Raw genomic sequence first — 17,715 nt, 5'->3', positions numbered from 1 at the left:
CCCACCCGCATGACCGCCGCCTCCGCCCCCACCGGGTTCCTGCCCGAGGACGAGGTGTCGGCCGCGCGTGCGCGCGAGCTCGCCGACGCGGGCTCCGCCTGGCTGCTCGACGTCCGCGAGCCGTTCGAGTGGGAGGCGGGCCACGCGCCCGGCGCCCACCACATCCCGCTGGGCGAGCTGGGGGAGCGGCAGCACGAGCTCCCCGAGGACCAGCAGATCCTGGTCGTCTGCCGGAGCGGCCACCGCTCGCGGATGGTGACGGACGCGCTGAACCAGGCCAACTATCCGGCGGCCAACGTCGCGGGCGGAATGGGCGCGTGGCAGGCGTCCGGAGGTCCGATCCAGCGCGACGACGGTACGCCAGGAGCGATCGCGTAGCCTGCGGAACGTTCACCGTGACAGAACGGTGAGTTTCAGCGGCCATAATGGACGGAAGGAGGCGCGCATGGTTGACACGACGACATCGCAGAGCGCTTCCCTGCGCCGTCTGGTTCCCCGCATCTTCTCGCGGGCGCAGCCGTCGGGCGCGGTCGACACCCTGATCCGCACGGTGCGCATGCACCACCCGAAGGCCGACCTGTCGCTGATCGAGCGCGCGTACGCCACCGCAGAGCGTGCCCACCGCGGCCAGAAGCGTCGCTCGGGCGAGCCGTACATCACGCACCCGGTCGCCGTCGCCCAGATCATCGCCGACCTCGGCATCGGCGCGAAGACTATCGCCGCGGCGCTCCTGCACGACACCGTCGAGGACACCGAGTACACGCTCGACGAGCTGCGCGACCAGTTCGGCGACGAGATCGCCATGCTCGTCGACGGCGTCACCAAGCTCGACAAGGTCAAGTACGGCGACAGCGCTCAGGCCGAGACCGTCCGCAAGATGATCGTCGCGATGTCGAAAGACATCCGGGTGCTGATCATCAAGCTGGCCGACCGCCTGCACAACGCCCGCACCTGGGGCTTCGTGCCTGCGGCGTCCGCGACGCGCAAGGCCACCGAGACCCTGGAGATCTACGCCCCGCTTGCGCACCGCCTCGGCATCCAGGCGATCAAGTGGGAGCTCGAAGACCTCTCGTTCGCCGTGCTCTACCCGAAGCTCTACGCCGAGATCGAGAGCCTGGTGAAGCAGCGCACGCCGGAGCGCGAGCGCCTGGTGCAGCAGGTCATCGACGCGATCAACGACGACCTGAAGTCCGCCAAGATCCGTGGCAAGGTCGTGGGCCGGCCGAAGCAGTACTACTCGATCTACCAGAAGATGGTCGTCCGCGGCCGCGAGTTCGACGACATCTACGACCTGGTCGGCATCCGCGTGCTCGTCAACACCGTGCGCGACTGCTACGCGGTGCTGGGCCAGATCCACGCCCGGTGGACGCCGATGCCCGGTCGCTTCAAGGACTACATCGCGACCCCGAAGTTCAACCTGTACCAGTCGCTGCATACGACCGTCATCGGTCCGCAGGGCCGTCCGGTCGAGATCCAGATCCGCACCGAGGAGATGCACCAGCGGGCGGAGTTCGGTGTCGCGGCGCACTGGAAGTACAAGGAGCAGACCACAGGCAAGAGCACCGGAGGGCCGGGCAAGGTCGACACCGACCTCGCCTGGCTCGCCCACATCTCCGACTGGCAGGCCGAGACGGCCGATCCGAGCGAGTTCCTGGATTCGCTGCGGTTCGAGATCGGCGCCAAGGAGGTCTACGTCTTCACGCCGAAGGGCCGGGTCATCGGGTTGCCCGCGGGCGCGACGCCGGTCGACTTCGCGTACGCCGTCCACACCGAGGTCGGTCACCGTACGATGGGCGCGAAGGTCAACGGCCGTCTCGTTCCGTTGGAGAGCAGCCTCAACACCGGCGACGTCGTCGAGATCTTCACCTCGAAGAACCCGGACTCCGGCCCCAGCCAGGACTGGTTGAACTTCGTCAAGAGCCCGCGTGCGCGCAACAAGATCCGCCAGTGGTTCACCAAGGAGCGTCGCGACGAGGCGATCGAGCAGGGCAAGGATGCGATCGCGCGCGCGATGCGCAAGCAGAACCTGCCGCTGCAGAAGCTGATGACGCAGGACGCGCTGGTCGAGGTCGCGTCGTCGCTCAAGTACCCGGACGTCTCGGCGCTCTACGCGGCGATCGGCGAGGGGCACATCTCGACGCAGTCTGTGATCGAGAAGATCCTGGCGTCGCTGCAGACCGACGTCGAGTCGGACGGCGAGCTCGAGATCCCGGTCAAGGGCCGCCGGCAGCTGCGCAACAGCGACTCGGGTGTGCTGGTGCGCGGTGCGCCCGACATCCTGGTCAAGCTCGCGAAGTGCTGCACGCCGGTGCCGGGCGACCCGATCGTCGGCTTCATCACCCGCGGCCAGGGCGTGTCCGTGCACCAGGCGACATGTCACAACGTGCAGTCGCTCCTGCAGGAGCCGGACCGCATGATCGACGTGGAGTGGGCGCCGAGCTCGAAGAGCGTCTTCCTGGTGCAGATCCAGGTGGAGGCGCTGGACCGCTCCGGACTGCTCAGTGACGTGACCCGCGTGCTCTCGGAGCACCATGTGAACATCCTTTCCGCGACGGTGACCACGTCGAACGATCGACTGGCCCTGAGCCGCTTCGTGTTCGAGATGGGCGACACCACCCACCTCGACCGCGTGCTGAACGCCGTGCGGCGCATCGACGCCGTCTACGACGTGTACCGCGTCAGCGCCGGCTGACCGCGGCGACAGGCGACGTCAGCGCGGGCCGACCGCCGCGACCGGCGACGTCAGCGGCGCGACGTCCGGCAGGCGCGCGATGTCGGGCAGGCGCCCGCGCGCCAGGTCTGCGCCTTTGCGCGGCCGAGCGTCCAGCCGTTCGGAGAACTCATCCACGCCCGCGGACGAGAGCGCCAGCAGTTGCCGCACCTCCCGTGCCTGCGGCATCCCGAACCGCCCCGGTTCGCAGACGAGGTCGAGCGCCGTGCGCAGCGGAGTCGTGACCAGCGCCGGCCCCACGGTGACCGTCTCGTCGGCCGCCAGCGTGCGGTGGCAGGCGTCGACGACCGCCGAAGACACGCGACCGCGCCGCGCGCCCGGAACGCACACCTGTGGCAACGGCGGGGAGGACCCGCGCGTGCCATGGATCCACGCCGCCGAGCCGCGGTCGGCCACGGTCCAGCCCGGGGCCGAGCGCGCGAACGCGGCCGCGCGCAGTTCCGGACCGTCGGGCGTGCCGATCGCGGCGAACGCGTCACCGACGCGGAACAGCTGACCGTCGAGGCACAGCGCGAACAGCTCCGCCAAGGGGAGCACATCCGCATCGAGCAAAGACGAGGCGAGCAGGGGAGAGGTGATCGAGGACATGCGTCCAGCCTCGCCGCTCGGCGTCCGGCGCGCCCGGTGATCGTCAGATCAGTGGAGAACTCGTGTGGAAACCGTCCTGTGGACGACTCCGCCTGTGCCGCCGGACGTCAGCCCAGCGCGTCCAGCCAGATCTTGCGCGCGTCCAGAGCCTCCTGAGCCGCCTTCACCTTGGCGCTGTCGCCGGACGCCTCCGCCTCGGCCAACTCCTGCTCCAGCTTCGCGATCGCGGCGTTGAGCTGGCTCGCCAGCCCTTCGGAGCGCGCCTTCTTCTCCGGGTTGTTCTTCTCCCAGTGCTCCTCGTCGAGGCGGCGCACGGCGGCCTCGATCTTGCGCAGGCGGTCTTCGATGGGACGCACCTGCTCGCGCGGCACGCGACCGATGGCGTCCCAGCGCTCCTGGATCGACAGGAGCTCCGCACGGGCCGCCTCGCGGTCGGTCGCCTTGAGCAGCGGCTCCGCCTCGTCGAGGAGGGCGAGCTTCTGCTGCAGGTTGACCTCGTACTCGGCGTTGTCGCGCGCGTCGACCTCGGCCTTGGCCGAGTAGATCGCGTCGCCCGCGGCCTTGAACCGCGCCCACAGCGCGTCGTCGTTCTTCTTGCCCGCGCGGCCGGCGGCCTTCCACTGATCGAGAAGGCGGCGGTACTCCGGCACCCCGTCGGCGCCGAGCGGGATGAGCTTTTCGGCCTCCTCGATGAGCGCGTTCTTGCGGTTGCGCACGTCGCGGTGCTGCGTGTCGAGTTCGGCGAAGAACGCCTTGCGGTTGTGCTCGATGGTCGAGCGCGCGGCGCGGAACCGCTTCCACAGCTCGTTCGCCTCGTTCTTGGGGATGCGCGGTCCGTCGTGCTGGTGGGCCTGCCACCGCGCGAACAGCGCGTCGAGAGCGGTGCTGGTGTTCTTCCACTGCGTGCGAGCCGGGTCTTGCGCGGCCAGCGCCTCCGCCTCCTCGACGATCGCGGTGCGCTCGGCGACAGCGGCCTCGAGCGCGGCCTTCGCCTCGGCGCTCTGCTGCTCGGTGAGCTCTTCCACCGTGCCGCCCAGCGCGTCCAGACGCTTCAGCAGGGAGGCCAGGTCGCCGACGGCGTTCGCGCCCTCGACCGAGGACCGCAGGTTGGCCACCGACTTGGCGATGTCGCTCGCCGGTGCGCCGCGGCGGGCGCGCTGCTCCAGCAGACCGACCTGGCCGGCGAGGTCGGTGTACTTGCGCTCGAAGTACGCAAGCGCCTCCTCCGCCGTCCCGTCCGGGTACTCGCCGACGACGCGTTCGCCGTCGCCCTCACGGACATAAACGGTCCCGGTCTCGTCGACACGACCCCAGGGGTGCTGTTCAGAAGTAGCCAAGAGCCTCACCTTGCTGCTGCGCGATGCGGGCGGGATGCCGCCCGAACGTTTGGGAATTAGCCTATTGCACCGGCCGCGATCACTGCAGGGTGAAGGTGTCGATGGTGGTGGGCACGGCGGGCTTGCCGTCGCTGCCGCCGCCTTCGACGCCCTTGTCGGCGACCTGCGTCTTGAGCTGGTCGAGCCCCGAAGTCACCTGCCCGATCACGGTGTAGCCGCCGGCGTCGTCCGAGGGGATGGTCGTGTCCTCGTACACGATGAAGAACTGGCTGCCCTGGCTCTCGGCGTTGTTGCTCTGGCGCGCCATGGCGATGGTGCCGGCCTTGTAGACGTTGTCTGCCGGCGCGTTCTCCACCGGGCCGTAGGAGTAGCCGGGGCCGCCCTGTCCGTTGCCCTGCGGGTCGCCGCACTGCAGCACGTAGAAGCCGCCGTTCGTCAGGCGGTGGCAGGTGAGTCCGTCGTAGAACTTCTTCTGCACCAGGGACACGGTGGAGGCGACCGCCTGCGGGGCCTTGGCGCCGTCGAGCGAGACGCCCAGCGGGATGCCGTTGATGGTCATCGTCCCGGTCCAGGTGCGGTCCTCGGCGAGCGACTTCGGCGGAACCGTCGCAGCGCTCGACGACGCGGAGGGCTGTGCCGACGACGACGACTTCGCGGCGCCCGGTCCGGCGGAGAAGTAGAGGAGCTGCGTCCCGACCGCGAGGGCGACGATCACGATGGCCGCGATTCCGGCCACCCAGTTGTCACGGCGGCGGCGCTTGGCCTTGTGCACGTGCACGGTCTGGCGCGCCTGATAGGCGCGCAGCCGCTCGCGGGCGAGTCGCGCGTCGCGGTCGTTCTGCTTCGGTGCCACGTGTGTCCTCCGGCGGTCCGTACGGGGGATGTCCGCGAGGCCGTGCCCGCTGGATCATGGAGAACCCTACCGACCGCGCCTATGGACGACAAACCGGCGGTTCCCAGGGAACGGCCGCAGTGTCGGTGCTCGCGACTACGCTTATGTGGTGGTCGATGTGCAACCTGGGCTCCGGACGGGAGCGACGCCGCTCGCTGTCCGCATGCGCCCGAAGTCGCTCGACGAGGTGGCCGGTCAGCGCCATCTGCTCAAGCCCGGGTCGCCGCTTGTCGCGCTCGCCTCTGACAAAGAGGGACAGTCGGGCTCCGTCTCCGTCATCCTGTGGGGCCCTCCCGGCACGGGCAAGACGACGCTGGCGCAGGCGATCGCGCACTCGTCCGGGCGCCGTTTCGTCGAACTCTCGGCGGTGACGGCCGGCGTCAAGGATGTCCGCCTTGTCATGGACGAGGCGCTTTCCACCCGCGACCTCTACGGCGTCTCGACCGTGCTGTTCCTCGACGAGATCCACCGCTTCACCAAGGCCCAGCAGGACGCTCTGCTCCCGGGCGTCGAGAACGGCTGGGTCATCCTCGTCGCGGCGACCACCGAGAACCCGTCGTTCTCGGTCATCTCGCCGCTGCTCTCGCGCAGCCTCCTGCTCACGCTCGAGACGCTGAGCGACGACGACCTCGGTGTGGTGATCGACCGCGCGGTCGCCGACGAGCGCGGCCTCGGCGGGCAGTACACGCTCGACCCGGAGGCGCGGGCCGCCCTCATCCGGCTGGCGTCGGGGGATGCGCGCCGCGCGCTCACGGCGCTCGAGGCGGCGTCCGTCACCGCCGCGTCGTCCACGCCGGCGACGTCCAAGAAGAAGCCCGTGATCACGGCCGAGCTCGTCGCGCAGGCCGTCGACCGCGCGCTGCTTCGCTACGACCGCAACGGCGACGAGCACTACGACGTGATCAGCGCATTCATCAAGTCGGTGCGCGGCTCCGACGTCGATGCCTCGTTGCATTACCTGGCGCGGATGATCGAGGCGGGGAGGACCCGCGATTCATCGCCCGCCGCATCATCGTGCTGGCGTCGGAGGACATCGGCATGGCCGACCCGACGGCGCTCGGCGTCGCCATCGCAGCCGCCGACGCCGTCCAGTACATCGGGATGCCCGAGGGTCGCATCCCCTTGGCGCAGGCCGTCGTGCACCTGGCGACAGCGCCGAAGTCGAACGCCGCCTACATGGCTCTGGACGCGGCGATCGCCGACGTTCGCGCCGGCAACATCGGCCGCGTCCCGAAGCATCTGCGCGACGCGCACTACCCGGGCGCCAAGCGCCTCGGCCACGGCAAGGGCTACAAGTACCCGCACGACGACGCGCTCGGGGTGCTGCAGCAGCAGTATCTGCCCGACGAACTGAACGGGACGACGTACTACACGCCGACCGAGCACGGGAACGAACGGGACGTGTCCGCGCGCCTCGCGAAGCTGCGCCGCATCGTGCGCGGACGATGACCCGCCTCTGCTATTATTGATCCGCCTAGAAGCGTGTGCGTGGTCGGCTGCCGAGTGCACGATTCGACGGGAACAGCCCTGTAGCCGGGCATCCCTGGCGACAATCCCTCTCTCTAGGCGCGACTGTGCGCGCCCGTAACCACTACTTCAGAGAGAAACCGAAAGGAAATCGTGTCTTCACGTTCCCGCAGCAAGACCCGCGAGTCGCGGGCCCTGGGCATCCCGCTCACCCCGAAGGCCGCGCGCTACATGGAGAAGCGCCCCTACGCTCCGGGTGAGCACGGCCGCACCAAGCGCAAGGCCGACTCGGACTACGCGGTGCGTCTGCGCGAGAAGCAGCGTCTGCGCGCCCAGTACGGCATCCGCGAGAAGCAGCTCCGCATCGCCTTCGAGGAGGCCCGTCGCACCCAGGGCCTTACCGGTGAGAACCTGGTCGAGCTCCTTGAGATGCGTCTCGACGCCCTCGTGCTCCGCGCCGGCTTCGCCCGCACCATCACGCAGGCCCGCCAGTTCGTCGTGCACCGCCACATCCTCGTCGACGGCAACATCGTCGACCGCCCGTCGTTCCGCGTGAAGCCGGGTCAGCTCATCCACGTCAAGGCCCGCTCCGAGGGCACCGAGCCCTTCCAGGTCGCGGCCGCCGGCGGTCACCTCGACGTCCTCCCGAAGACCCCGGGCTACCTCGAGGTCGAGATCGACAAGCTGCAGGCGCGCCTGGTGCGCCGCCCGAAGCGTGCCGAGGTCCCCGTGACCTGTGAGGTCCAGCTGGTCGTCGAGTACTACGCGGCCCGCTAAGGCGGTTCTCACTCCCGGACGGGGTCGTGGCTTTCGAGCCACGGCCCCGTTTCCGTATCCCCACGGGGCCTCGGACGACTACGCTTGTCCCGTATGCCGGGGGCGGAATGGAAGGAGCGCACATGTCCGGAGGAGACATCGCGGGGTTGATCGCGGCCGTCGTGTTCGCGGTCCTCGTCGGCTTCATCGCCATCCCGCTGATCAAGCTCGGGCGCGTGCTCGACTCGACGCGCGATGCCATCAAAGAGGCGAGCGACGGCATCACGCCGATCCTCGACGAGACGGCGACCACGCTGCAGGAGACCAACAAGCAGCTCGCCCGCGTCGACGTGATCACCAAGAACGTCGCGGATGTGACCGGGAACGTGTCCTCGCTCGTCGCGCTCTTCGCGGCGACCGTCGGCGGTCCGCTGATCAAACTGGCCGGTTTCAGCGCCGCCGCCCGTGCCGCTTTCAAGGCCGCCGGTGGGTTCGCTTCGAAGAAGTCCGCATCCCGATAACGCTCCGGCTCCTCCCACTAGACTTGATCGGGTGCGCCGGGCGTCCGCGCCGGGCCCCATCCGCAGAGGGAGGATCAGCATGAAGAGTTTCCTGTGGCTGCTCATCGGCGTGGGCATCGGCCTCGCCGTCGCCCACAAGGTGAACGAGACCCCCAAGGGTCGTGAATTCTTCAGCAACATCGACCGGAAGGCGCGCGACTTCGGCGACGCCGTGACCGATGGCTACCGCCAGCGCGAGGCCGAGATCCGCTCGGCCATCCAGGGCGACTGACGCCCCCTTCTCCTTTTCGCACACCTCGATCGACCGGAACCCATGCAGACCGCTGAAATCCACCGCCGCTGGCTCGACTTCTTCGCGCAGCGCGGCCACACCGTCGTCCCCTCCGCCTCCCTGGTCAGCGACGACCCGTCGCTGCTCTTCACGGTGGCCGGGATGGTGCCCTTCGTGCCGTACCTCACGGGCGTCGTGCCCGCGCCGTTCCCGCGCGCCACGAGCGTCCAGAAGTGCATCCGCACGCTCGACATCGAGGAGGTCGGCAAGACCCCGCGTCACGGCACCTTCTTCCAGATGGCGGGCAACTTCTCGTTCGGCGACTACTTCAAGGAGCAGGCGATCACGTTCGCGTGGGAGCTGCTGACCACGTCGGAGGACGAGGGCGGACTCGGCTTCGACCCGAAGGACCTCTGGGTCACCGTCTACGAGGACGACGACGAGGCACGCGAGATCTGGGAGCGCGTCTCCACCCTGCCGCCGGAGCGCATCCAGGGCCTCGGCAAGGACACGAACTACTGGTCGACCGGTCAGCCCGGCCCGGCCGGCCCCTGCTCGGAGATCTTCTTCGACCGCGGACCGGCGTACGGCATCGACGGCGGCCCCGCCACCGACGACGACCGCTACGTCGAGATCTGGAACCTCGTCTTCATGCAGTACCTGCGCGGCGAGGGCGACGGCAAGAAGGACTTCGAGATCCTCGGCGACCTGCCGAAGAAGAACATCGACACCGGCCTGGGGCTGGAGCGCGTCGCGTTCATCAAGCAGGGCGTCGACAACATGTACGAGATCGACCAGGTGCGGCCGGTCCTCGACCGCGCGGCCGAGCTGGCGAACAAGCCCTACGGCAACGAGGCGCACGAGGACGACGTCCGCCTGCGCGTCGTCGCCGACCACGTACGCAGCGCGCTGATGCTCATGACCGACGGCGTGACCCCGTCGAACGAGGGCCGCGGCTACGTGCTCCGCCGCCTGCTGCGCCGCACGATCCGCTCCATGCGGCTGCTCGGCGTCGAGACGGCCACCTTCCCGGAGCTGTTCCCGGTGTCGCGCGACGCGATGAAGGCGGCGTACCCCGAGGTCGCGACCGAGTTCGACCGCATCTCGCAGCTGGCGTACGCCGAGGAGGAGACCTTCCTCCGTACGCTCGCGGCCGGCACCAGCATCCTGGACACCGCGGTGACGAACACGCAGAAGGACGGCCGGAAGCAGCTGGCTGGCGACACCGCCTTCCTGCTGCACGACACGTACGGCTTCCCGATCGACCTGACGCTCGAGATGGCGGAGGAGGCCGGCCTCAGCGTCGACCGCACCGCGTTCGACAAGCTCATGGCCGACCAGCGCGCCCGCGCGAAGGCCGACGCGAAGGCGAAGAAGACCGCGCTGGCCGACTTGTCGGTCTACAGCTCGTTCCGGTCGCTCGGCGAGACCGTGTTCACCGGGTACACCGAGCTCACGACCGAGTCGAGCGTGCTCGGCCTGATCGTCGACGGCAACTCGGTCGATCGCGCCCGCGAGGGCCAGGTGGCCGAGATCATCCTCGGCGCCACCGCGCTCTACGCCGAGTCCGGCGGTCAGGATGCGGACGCCGGCACGATCGTCGGTCCCGGCTACGAGCTCGACGTGCTCGACGTGCAGAAGCCCGTGAAGGGCCTGATCAGCCACAAGGTCCTCGTGCGCAGCGGCGAGGTCGGCGTCGGCGCGCCCGCGACGAGCATCGTGGATGCGGACTACCGCCGCGGCGCGCGCCAGGCGCACTCCGGCACGCACATCATCCACGCGGCGCTCCGACAGGTGCTCGGTTCGAACGCGCACCAGTCCGGCTCGTACAACAAGGCCGGCTACCTGCGTCTCGACTTCTCGTGGAACCAGGCGCTCTCGGCTGAGACGCGCAGCGAGATCGAGGAGATCTCGAACAACGCGATCCGCCAGAACCTCGAGGTCACCACCCGCGAGCTGCCGCTCGCCGAGGCCAAGGCGCTCGGCGCGATGGCGCTGTTCGGCGAGAAGTACGGCGACGTCGTGCGCGTCGTCGACATCGGCGGCCCGTGGTCGCGCGAGCTGTGTGCCGGCACGCACGTGTCGACGAGCTCCGAGATCGGGATGATCAACCTGGTCAGCGAGTCGTCTGTCGGCTCGACGAATCGACGCGTCGAGTCGCTGGTCGGCCTCGAGGCGTTCAAGGACCTCGCGGTGGAGCGCACCATCGTGTCCCAGCTGTCCAGCTCGCTCAAGACGCCGCGCGAGCAGTTGCCCGAGAAGATCGCCGATCTCATGGCGAACCTCAAGGCGGCCGAGAAGCGCATCCAGGCGTTCGAGGCGCGCGCGGTGCTCGACAAGGTGCCCTCGCTGCTCGAGTCCGCGACGCGTCGCGGCGCCGTGACGGTGGTCGCCGAGGATGCGGGCAGCCTGAACACGGCCGACGACCTGCGGCTGCTGGTCACCACGGTCCGCGAGCGTCTGGGATCCGACGCGGCGGCGGTCGCCCTCGCGGCGCGCGCCGGGGGCAAACCGGTCGTGATCGTCGGCACCAACCAGGCGGCGCGCGACGCCGGCGTCAACGCCGGCGCCCTCGCGAAGACCGCGGCCGGCGTGCTCGGCGGCGGTGGCGGCGGCAAAGCCGACCTCGCCCAGGGCGGCGGCACCGACGCGGACGCGATCCCGGCGGCGCTGAGTGCGGTCGTCTCGGCGATCGGGTAGCACCCGATGCGCAGCGGGGTGCGCGTCGGTATCGACGTGGGAAAGGTCCGGATCGGCGTCAGCCGGTCCGACCTCCACGGGATGCTGGCGACCCCGGTCGAGACGGTCGCACGCTCCGAAGACGGTGTGGATCGGCGCCGGATCGCCGAGATCGTCGGGGAACTCGGAGCCTTCGAGATTATCGTCGGACTGCCGTTGGCGCTTTCGGGCGCCCACACCGCCTCCACCGGCGACGCGATCGGTTTCGCCGAAGCGCTGGCGGCTGAGGCGGGTGTTCCGGTACGACTGGTGGACGAACGGCTCACCACAGTGTCGGCGTCCCAGGCGCTGCGGGCGTCGGGCAGGAACACGAAGAAGGCGCGTCCGGTCGTGGATCAGGTCGCCGCCACGATAATTTTGCAGCACGCCCTCGACGCGGAACGGGCCACCGGCCGTCCGCCGGGCGATCCCGTCGAAACGAGCATTGGACACTAGCTTGTCTCAGAACCCCCAGGAGCGGCCGGAGCCGCCCTCGTTCCCGGCCGTGAACCGCCCGCCGGCGGTTCCGCAGCCCGGCGAGGCGCCCGGTGACGGACAGCGTCCGCATATGACCCGCCGCGAGGCCCGCGCCGCCCGCGAGGCGGAGGAGCGCGGCCAGGTCGGCGAGCCGCAGGAGCAGGGGGAGCTGCAGCAGCCGGGGGAACCGCACGTGCCCTCGCAGCCGGTGTCGGCCGCCGGGTCGCCGTCCGCCGCAGGCTGGTCCCTGAACGACGGCTCGCCCATCTCATCCCCGACCCCGACGCAGGAGTCGCCGGCGGACGTCGCCGCCCTCGCCGGGCTCGACTTCGACGCCGTGGTCACCGGTCCGGTCGCACAGGTCGAGGAGCCGCAGCCGGTCGGCGCCGCCGCCCGTCACGGGGTGGACGAGCGCTCGCACTCGCACCACGACCATCCTGCGCGTACTCTCTTCGGCGTGCTGGACACCGATGACGCGTCAGCCCAGGACGAGCACCCCCTCGTCTGGCGGCAGCAGAACTACCTGTCCCACGAGGAGCCCCCGAAGAAGCGCCGCTGGGTCAAGCGGCTCATCGTCACCGTGGTCATCCTCGCGGTTCTCGGCGGCATGGCGGGTGGCGCCTACGCCATCTTCCAGCCTCAGATCGCCAAGGTGCAGAACGCCCTCTTCCCGCCCGAGAACGACTACAAGGGCAACGGGTCGGGCGAGGTCATGTTCACCATCGCGTCCGGCGACGACGGCTCGGCGATCGCGAACAAGCTCGCCAAGGCGGGCGTGGTGAAGACCTACGAGGCCTTCTACACGCTGCTGCTGCGGCAGAAGCCGGAGCCCGAGTTCCAGCCGGGCGTCTTCAAGCTCGCCAAGAAGATGAGCGCGGCCGCGGCCCTCGCGGCGCTGCAGGATCCCGCCTCCCGTGTCGAGAACACCGCCGTCATCCCGGAGGGGACGGTCGAGAAGGACATCCTGCAGACGGTCGCCGACTCCACGAAGATCCCGCTGGCCGACCTCCAGGCCGCCGCCGCGAACCCCGCCGCTTACGGGCTGCCGCCGCAGGCTAAGTCGCTCGAGGGCTTCCTGTTCCCTGCGACCTATACGTTCGCGCCGGGCACGACCGCCCAGCAGGCGATCAAGACGATGGTCGACCGGATGTTCCAGTCGCTCGATGAGGCAGGCGTCGCCCCGGCGAACCGCTGGAACACGGTCGTGCTGGCCTCCATCGTTCAGCGCGAGGCCGGGCTGAAGGACGACTACCCCAAGGTCGCCCGCGTCTTCCTCAACCGCATCGCGCAGGGCTGGGACCTGCAGTCCGACGCGACGGTCGCCTACGGCACCGGCCACACGGACCGCGTCGAGACCACCGACGCCGAGCGCGCCGACGCCGGCAACCCGTACAACACCTACGTGCACCCCGGCCTCCCGGTCGGCCCGATCTCGAACCCGGGCGACCTGGCGATCAACGCGGTGCAGAAGCCCGCGGACGGCCCGTGGATGTACTTCGTGACCTGGAACCTGCAGACCGGCGAGACGATCTTCTCGACGACGCAGGCGGAGCACGAGGCCGCGGTGGAGAAGTGGCAGCAGTGGATGAAGGACAACCCCAACTATGGCTGAACCCCGCAAGCGACCGACGAAGGACGAGCTGGGCGTGGAGGACGGCGTCTCCGAGGCGTCGGCCGAAGCGCTGATCGCCGAGCTCGTGGAGGCCGAGCGCGAGGCGGAAGCCGAGGAGGCTGCGGTCGCGGAGGCCGAGGAGGCGGCTGAGCGGGAGGAGCCGGACGACAGCGACGACGTCGAGCCGGAGCCGGAGCCCGAACCTGCGCCTGCGCCCGCCGCCGAAAAAGCGGCCAAGAAGGGGACGCCCCGCACATCCAAGGCTCCCAGCCGCCGTCTCGCGGTGCTGGGTTCGCCGATCGGCCACTCCCGCTCGCCCGAACTGCACCGCGCTGCCTACGACGCGCTCGGGCTCGACTGGTCGTACGAGGCCATCGAGGTCACCGAGGACGGCCTCCAGGCGTTCATCGACGGACTCGGCCCGGAGTGGCGCGGCCTGTCGCTGACCATGCCGCTGAAGAAGGCCGTGCTCCCGCTCCTCACGGAGACCGACCGGATCGCCGACCAGACCGGCGGCGCCAACACGGTCCTGCTCGACGGCGAGGACCTGCGCGGCTTCAACACCGACGTGGCCGGGATCGTCCGCGCGCTGCAGGCCGCGGGTCTCCAGGAGGCGCGGTACGTCCACATCCTGGGCGGGGGAGCGACCGCGGCGTCCGCCCTCGTCGCCGCCGCCGAGCTGGGCGCGGAGCGCGTCGACGTGTACGTCCGCGACCTGGCCCGCAGCGCCTGGATCGAGCCGCTGGCGAACGACCTCGGCCTGCGCGTCCGCATTCGTCCGTTCTCCCAGGCGGACCGATCGCTCGACGTCCCGGACCTCGTGATCAGCACGCTGCCGGGCGGCACGACGACGGAGGCTGTCTACACCGACTCCACCCGGCGCCGCTCCATGCTGTTCGATGTGGCGTACGAGCCGTGGCCGACTCCGCTCGCCCGTCAGTGGGAGGCCGTCGGCGGCCGCGCGGTGTCCGGCCTCGCCATGCTGGCGCACCAGGCGCTGTTGCAGGTCCGCGTCTTCGTCTCCGGCGACCCGCTGCAGCCCCTGGAAGACGAGCCGGGCGTGCTCGCCGCCATGCTCGAAGCGGTCGGGATCGACGAACAGGGTGAGTTGCTGACGGACTGAGAGCGGCCGAGCTCCACCGGCCGATATGCCAGAATCGAAGCATGCTTCGTTGGCTCACGGCCGGGGAATCCCACGGTCCCGAACTCATCGCCGTCCTGGAGGGTCTGCCCGCCGGGGTCCCGGTGTCGCTCGACGCCATCCGCGCCGACCTCGCGCGCCGCAAGCTCGGTTACGGCCGCGGCGCGCGCATGAAGTTCGAGCAGGACGCGCTGGACATCTCCGGCGGTGTGCGCCATGGCTTCAGCATGGGCAGCCCCATCGCGCTCCGCATCGGCAACACCGAGTGGCCCAAGTGGGTGGATGTCATGAGCGCCGAGCCGGTCGACCCCGAGGTCCTGAACTCGGGCCGCGGCGCCGCGTTGACCCGTCCGCGTCCCGGCCACGCCGACCTCGTCGGCATGCAGAAGTACGGCTTCGACGAGGCACGTCCGGTCCTGGAGCGCGCGAGCGCCCGTGAGACCGCCGCGCGCGTCTCGCTGGGCGCCGTCGCGAAGGCGTTCCTCAATGAGCTCGGGATCACCCTGGTCAGCCACACGCTCTCGATCGGCCCGGTCCGCGTGCCCGAGGACGCTCCGCTGCCGCGCCCGACCGACGTCGACACGCTCGACGCCGATCCGCTGCGCTGCTTCGACCCCGCCACCTCCGAGCGCATGGTCGCCGAGGTGGATGCCGCCCACAAGGACGGCGACACCCTCGGCGGCGTCGTCGAGGTTCTGGCCTACGGTCTCCCGCCGGGGCTCGGGTCGCACGTCCACTGGGACCGCAAGCTCGACGCGCAGCTCGCGGCCGCGCTCATGGGCATCCAGGCGATCAAGGGCGTGGAGATCGGCGACGGCTTCCTCACCACCACCCGCCGTGGGTCCGAGGCGCACGACGAGCTGCTGGCCGAGGACGGCACGATCGTCCGCACCAGCGACAAGGCGGGCGGCACCGAGGGCGGCATGAGCACCGGCGGCGTGCTCCGCGTCCGCGCCGGGATGAAGCCGATCGCGACCGTCCCGCACGCGCTCCGGACCGTGGATGTGGCCACCAGCGAAGTCGCGCCGGCGCACCACCAGCGCTCGGACGTCTGTGCCGTGCCCGCCGCGGGCGTGGTGGCGGAGGCGATGGTCGCGCTCGTGCTCGCGAACGCGGTGCTCGAGAAGTTCGGCGGCGACTCCGTGGCCGAGACGGCGCGCAACCTGCGCGGCTACCTCGACGCGATCCCGCAGAACCTCACCACAGAGCGCGTCCACGCGCCCTACGCCTGACGCCGTGACGTCGCCCGACACGATCGCGCTGATCGGTCCGCCGGCGGCGGGCAAGTCGCGCGTCGGCAAGCGGCTCGCGAAGCTCCTGCACCTGCCGTTCGTCGACACCGACGCGGTCGTCGTCGCGCTGCACGGCCCCATCCCGGAGATCTTCGCGACCCACGGCGAGCCCTACTTCCGCGAGCGGGAGCGCGCGGCCGTCGCCGACGCGCTGCGGCACCCCGGCATCGTCTCGCTGGGCGGGGAGCGGTGCTCGACCCGGCCACGCAGGCCGACCTCGCCGAGGCCCGCGTCGTGCTGCTGACCGTGCAGCCGGAGGCGATCGCCGCGCGGATCACCAACGGCAAGCGCCCGCTCATCACCGACCTCGACTCGTGGAAGCGCCTGGTCGCCTCCCGCAGCGAGCTGTACCAGTCGCTCGCCGACTACACGGCCGACACCTCGACCCGCCCGATCGACACCATCGCGGCGGAGATCGCCGCCTGGGTCCGCGACGGCGCCACGGAAGGACACGCATGACCGACGCCACCGAGATCATCGTCACCGGACGGGAGCCGTACCCGGTCGTCGTCGGCCGTGGTATCCGTTTCGGCCTCGAGCCCTACCTGGGCACCAGCGTTCGGAAGATCCTGCTCGTGCACCAGCCCACGCTGGGCGCGGCGGCCGCCGAACTGCGCGAGTCGCTGGTCGACCGCTACGAGGTGCTGCTCGCAGAGATCCCGGATGCGGAGGCGGCCAAGCGCGTCGAGGTCGCGTCGTTCCTCTGGCAGATCATGGGGCAGGCCGACTTCACGCGCTCCGACGCGGTGATCGGCTTCGGCGGCGGCGCGGTCACCGATCTCGCAGGCTTCGTCGCGGCGACCTGGCTGCGTGGCGTGAAGCTCATCCAGGTGCCGACGACGCTGCTCGGGATGGTGGATGCGGCGGTCGGCGGCAAGACCGGCATCAACACCGCCGAGGGAAAGAACCTCGTCGGCGCGTTCTATGCGCCCGCCGCGGTGATCTGCGACCTCGACACCCTGTCGTCGCTCCCGCGCAACGAACTGCTCGCCGGGTTCGCCGAGGTCGTCAAGTACGGCTTCATCGCGGAGCCCGAGATTCTGGACATCCTGGAAGCGGATGTCGATCGGGCGACCGACCCGGAGAGCCCCGAGTTCCGCCGGCTGGTGGAGCTGTCCATCGGCATCAAGGCGCGGGTCGTGGGGGAGGACTTCACCGAGCAGGGGCTGCGCGAGATCCTGAATTACGGCCACACCCTGGGCCACGCGATCGAGCACGCCGAGCGGTACCAGTGGCGCCACGGCGCGGCCGTCTCGGTCGGCATGGTGTTCGCGGCCGAGCTCGCCCGGCTGAGCGGGAGGCTGAGCGATGAGGTCGTCGAGCGGCACCGCCGCATCCTGGAATCCCTCACCCTCCCGGTCTCCTACCCGGCGGGCCGTTGGCAGACGCTCCTCGCGACCATGCAGCGCGACAAGAAGGCGCGGGGCAGTATGCTCCGATTCATCGTGCTCGACGATGTGGCGCGCCCGACGGTGCTGGCCGGCCCGGACCAGAGCCTGCTGTTCGCCGCATACCAGGAGGTGGGTTCGTGACCGAGAAGACGGTGCTGCAGCGGTTCCAGGCGAAGCCGGGCGACGGCGTCGCGCTGGTGACCGCCGACGGCGACGACCGCGCGCTGCTCGGCCCGCTGCCGGAGGGAGCGACGGTCGCGGAGGTCGCCGACGCCGCGGTCGTCGCGACGGTCGTGCGCACCCGCGACGAGCTGCTGGCGCGCTACGCCGAGCAGCTGCCCGTGGCAGCCGGCGCCCGCGCGGTCTGGGTGGTGTACCCGAAGGGCGGCCGCGCCGACGTGAACCGGGACGTCGTCGCGGGAGAGGCGCGTGCCTACGGCTGGCGCGGGGTCAGCAACATCGCGGTCGACGAGACCTGGTCGGCGGTGCGCGTGCGCCCGCTGAAGGACGGGGAGGAGTGA

Annotated in this window: 15 protein-coding genes and 2 pseudogenes; 14 read left to right on the top strand and 3 right to left on the bottom strand. The window is 70.2% G+C overall.

What is annotated here, in order from left to right; translation table 11 throughout:
• The first annotated feature begins 9 nt into the window (after positions 1-9).
• Entirely contained in the window at positions 10-378 is a 369-nt protein-coding gene (locus ACRAWB_RS17795; RefSeq protein WP_431354576.1) for a rhodanese-like domain-containing protein, read from the top strand.
• A 67-nt stretch (positions 379-445) separates the two neighbouring features.
• The gene (locus ACRAWB_RS17790; protein ID WP_363809228.1) at positions 446-2,692 is read left to right on the top strand and encodes a RelA/SpoT family protein; all 2,247 of its coding nucleotides are present in this window, start codon (positions 446-448) and stop codon (positions 2,690-2,692) included.
• 18 nt (positions 2,693-2,710) lie between these two features.
• Here the strand turns inward: ACRAWB_RS17790 and ACRAWB_RS17785 are convergent, their stop codons facing one another.
• From ACRAWB_RS17785 to ACRAWB_RS17775, 3 genes are all read right to left on the bottom strand, one after another.
• On the bottom strand, positions 2,711-3,319 hold the full coding sequence (locus tag ACRAWB_RS17785) for a type IV toxin-antitoxin system AbiEi family antitoxin (protein WP_431354575.1): 609 nt from the start codon (positions 3,317-3,319) through the stop codon (positions 2,711-2,713).
• A gap of 107 nt (positions 3,320-3,426) precedes the next feature.
• Complete coding sequence (locus ACRAWB_RS17780) at positions 3,427-4,656, bottom strand: DUF349 domain-containing protein (protein ID WP_431354574.1); 1,230 nt, start codon at positions 4,654-4,656, stop codon at positions 3,427-3,429.
• Positions 4,657-4,735: 79 nt separating this feature from the next.
• Complete coding sequence (locus ACRAWB_RS17775) at positions 4,736-5,509, bottom strand: peptidylprolyl isomerase (RefSeq protein ID WP_431354573.1); 774 nt, start codon at positions 5,507-5,509, stop codon at positions 4,736-4,738.
• 202 nt (positions 5,510-5,711) lie between these two features.
• On the opposite strand from ACRAWB_RS17775, the pseudogene ACRAWB_RS17770 reads away from it, so the two are divergent.
• From ACRAWB_RS17770 to ACRAWB_RS17715, 12 genes and pseudogenes are all read left to right on the top strand, one after another.
• Positions 5,712-6,997 (top strand): annotated as a pseudogene (locus ACRAWB_RS17770) (replication-associated recombination protein A).
• 171 nt (positions 6,998-7,168) lie between these two features.
• Positions 7,169-7,792, top strand: coding sequence for a 30S ribosomal protein S4 (rpsD, locus tag ACRAWB_RS17765; protein WP_431354572.1), 624 nt, complete (start codon positions 7,169-7,171; stop codon positions 7,790-7,792).
• 122 nt (positions 7,793-7,914) lie between these two features.
• Entirely contained in the window at positions 7,915-8,292 is a 378-nt protein-coding gene (locus tag ACRAWB_RS17760; RefSeq protein WP_431354571.1) for a DUF948 domain-containing protein, read from the top strand.
• Positions 8,293-8,371: 79 nt separating this feature from the next.
• Complete coding sequence (locus ACRAWB_RS17755) at positions 8,372-8,563, top strand: hypothetical protein (protein ID WP_431354570.1); 192 nt, start codon at positions 8,372-8,374, stop codon at positions 8,561-8,563.
• A 42-nt stretch (positions 8,564-8,605) separates the two neighbouring features.
• Positions 8,606-11,263, top strand: a complete 2,658-nt coding sequence (alaS, locus tag ACRAWB_RS17750; RefSeq protein WP_431354569.1) for an alanine--tRNA ligase — start codon at positions 8,606-8,608, stop codon at positions 11,261-11,263.
• A 6-nt stretch (positions 11,264-11,269) separates the two neighbouring features.
• The gene (ruvX, locus tag ACRAWB_RS17745) at positions 11,270-11,737 is read left to right on the top strand and encodes a Holliday junction resolvase RuvX (RefSeq protein ID WP_431354568.1); all 468 of its coding nucleotides are present in this window, start codon (positions 11,270-11,272) and stop codon (positions 11,735-11,737) included.
• A 112-nt stretch (positions 11,738-11,849) separates the two neighbouring features.
• Positions 11,850-13,370: an endolytic transglycosylase MltG gene (gene mltG / locus ACRAWB_RS17740; RefSeq protein ID WP_431354567.1), complete on the top strand. Its 1,521-nt coding sequence runs from the start codon at positions 11,850-11,852 to the stop codon at positions 13,368-13,370.
• The gene (locus ACRAWB_RS17735) at positions 13,363-14,493 is read left to right on the top strand and encodes a shikimate dehydrogenase (RefSeq protein ID WP_431354566.1); all 1,131 of its coding nucleotides are present in this window, start codon (positions 13,363-13,365) and stop codon (positions 14,491-14,493) included. The genes mltG and ACRAWB_RS17735 overlap by 8 nt, the downstream gene beginning before the upstream one ends.
• Positions 14,494-14,534: 41 nt before the next feature.
• Positions 14,535-15,743, top strand: coding sequence for a chorismate synthase (gene aroC / locus ACRAWB_RS17730; protein ID WP_431354565.1), 1,209 nt, complete (start codon positions 14,535-14,537; stop codon positions 15,741-15,743).
• Positions 15,744-15,747: 4 nt separating this feature from the next.
• A pseudogene (locus ACRAWB_RS17725) lies at positions 15,748-16,262 on the top strand (shikimate kinase).
• On the top strand, positions 16,259-17,335 hold the full coding sequence (gene aroB / locus ACRAWB_RS17720; RefSeq protein WP_431354564.1) for a 3-dehydroquinate synthase: 1,077 nt from the start codon (positions 16,259-16,261) through the stop codon (positions 17,333-17,335). The pseudogene ACRAWB_RS17725 and the gene aroB overlap by 4 nt, the downstream one beginning before the upstream one ends.
• Positions 17,332-17,715: a hypothetical protein gene (locus ACRAWB_RS17715; RefSeq protein ID WP_431354563.1), complete on the top strand. Its 384-nt coding sequence runs from the start codon at positions 17,332-17,334 to the stop codon at positions 17,713-17,715. Before aroB ends, ACRAWB_RS17715 begins: the two co-directional genes overlap by 4 nt.

The sequence above is a fragment of the Leifsonia poae genome, assembly GCF_050632865.1.
In the GTDB taxonomy this organism is placed as follows: Bacteria; Actinomycetota; Actinomycetes; order Actinomycetales; family Microbacteriaceae; genus Leifsonia; species Leifsonia poae_B.
This window is presented reverse-complemented; position numbering and strand designations above follow the sequence as displayed.

What these genes read in the sequence shown, in the direction of transcription:
- ACRAWB_RS17795 (WP_431354576.1), top strand. Translation starts at nt 10, where the DNA reads ATGACCGCCGCCTCCGCCCCCACCGGGTTCCTGCCCGAGGACGAGGTG.
- ACRAWB_RS17790 (WP_363809228.1), top strand. Translation starts at nt 446, where the DNA reads ATGGTTGACACGACGACATCGCAGAGCGCTTCCCTGCGCCGTCTGGTT.
- ACRAWB_RS17785 (WP_431354575.1), bottom strand. Translation starts at nt 3,319, where the DNA reads ATGTCCTCGATCACCTCTCCCCTGCTCGCCTCGTCTTTGCTCGATGCG.
- ACRAWB_RS17760 (WP_431354571.1), top strand. Translation starts at nt 7,915, where the DNA reads ATGTCCGGAGGAGACATCGCGGGGTTGATCGCGGCCGTCGTGTTCGCG.
- ACRAWB_RS17755 (WP_431354570.1), top strand. Translation starts at nt 8,372, where the DNA reads ATGAAGAGTTTCCTGTGGCTGCTCATCGGCGTGGGCATCGGCCTCGCC.
- alaS (WP_431354569.1), top strand. Translation starts at nt 8,606, where the DNA reads ATGCAGACCGCTGAAATCCACCGCCGCTGGCTCGACTTCTTCGCGCAG.
- ruvX (WP_431354568.1), top strand. Translation starts at nt 11,270, where the DNA reads ATGCGCAGCGGGGTGCGCGTCGGTATCGACGTGGGAAAGGTCCGGATC.
- mltG (WP_431354567.1), top strand. Translation starts at nt 11,850, where the DNA reads ATGACCCGCCGCGAGGCCCGCGCCGCCCGCGAGGCGGAGGAGCGCGGC.
- ACRAWB_RS17735 (WP_431354566.1), top strand. Translation starts at nt 13,363, where the DNA reads ATGGCTGAACCCCGCAAGCGACCGACGAAGGACGAGCTGGGCGTGGAG.
- aroC (WP_431354565.1), top strand. Translation starts at nt 14,535, where the DNA reads ATGCTTCGTTGGCTCACGGCCGGGGAATCCCACGGTCCCGAACTCATC.
- aroB (WP_431354564.1), top strand. Translation starts at nt 16,259, where the DNA reads ATGACCGACGCCACCGAGATCATCGTCACCGGACGGGAGCCGTACCCG.